We start from the raw sequence: 1034 nt of genomic DNA, 5'->3' as shown, positions 1-1034 counted from the left end.
CAGGGCGATTCAGAGAAGGTGGATGAATTTCGGGTGACGCGAGTCGTCAGTTGATTCACAAGGCTATCGGCAGGGACCGAGCCGGAGAGTCGGAGCGATGACGGGGGGACCGCGGACGCTGTGGGAGGTTGTGGGAGCGATCCCGGATCGCCGGGGCCGGAAGGGGCGGCAGTACCCTCTGGCATCGGTTCTGGTGTTGGCGCTGTCGGCGATGCTGGCGGGGGCCAACGACCTGATGGCGATCTTTCGCTGGGGGCGACGGTTGCCGCCCGAGGCATTGTACCTGCTGGGCCTGGAGCGGGCGCCGTGTCACGCCATGTACCACTATTTCTTCAAGGCTTTGGACGTGACGGCGGCCGAGGCTGTGTTGGGGGAATGGGCGCGCGGCTCCGGCCCGGTCGGGCATGTGGCGCTCGACGGCAAGCGCCTGAAGGGCAGCGCGCCGGCCGGGCACGATGGCAGCGAAGGCGTGCATCTGCTGGCCGCCTTCGCCAGCCGGCTGGGGACGGTGATCGGCCAGTTGCGGGTGCCGCCCGAGGCCAACGAGATCACCGCCGCGCTGACGCTGCTCAAGAGCCTGCCGCTGGGCGGTGCGGTAATCACCGGAGATGCGGTGTTCTGTCAGCGCGCCATCTGCCAAGCTATCCGCGACGGCGGCGGCGATTATCTGTTCACCGTCAAAGCCAACCAACCGGCGCTGATGGCCGATCTCGCCGTCGCCTTCGGTGACGCTTTTCCCCCCGGAACTGGTGGCGGCGTTCCAGGGCCAGCCCCCGCCTCCCGCCCTCGACGGGCCGCCGCCGGACCGTGAGAGCGCGCAGACCGTGGAGAAGGGGCACGGGCGCATCGAAACCCGCCGCATCACCGTCAGCCGCGAGGTCGTTCCCGCGCTCGACTGGCCCGGCGTGGCGCAGGTCTGCCGCATCGAGCGGACCCGCGAGGTCAAGGGCGCGATCTCGCACGAAACCGTCTACGCCATCACCAGCCTGGACCGCGACCACGCCTCGCCTGCGGCGCTGCTCGCGCTCGCCCGC

General features: G+C 69.6%; 1 protein-coding gene and 1 pseudogene. Both read left to right on the top strand.

What is annotated here, in order from left to right:
- Nucleotides 1–97 precede the first annotated feature (97 nt).
- On the top strand, nucleotides 98–811 hold the full coding sequence (locus ACSVC7_RS32670) for an ISAs1 family transposase (protein WP_483509176.1): 714 nt from the start codon (nucleotides 98–100) through the stop codon (nucleotides 809–811).
- Nucleotides 726–1034, top strand: a pseudogene (locus ACSVC7_RS32665) (ISAs1-like element ISAzs22 family transposase); the annotation flags it as partial. The gene ACSVC7_RS32670 and the pseudogene ACSVC7_RS32665, both read left to right, overlap by 86 nt.

It is taken from the genome of Azospirillum mesophilum (assembly GCF_053470405.2).
The sequence above is the reverse complement of the archived record's forward strand: the minus strand, read 5'-3'. Positions and strand labels throughout refer to the sequence as shown.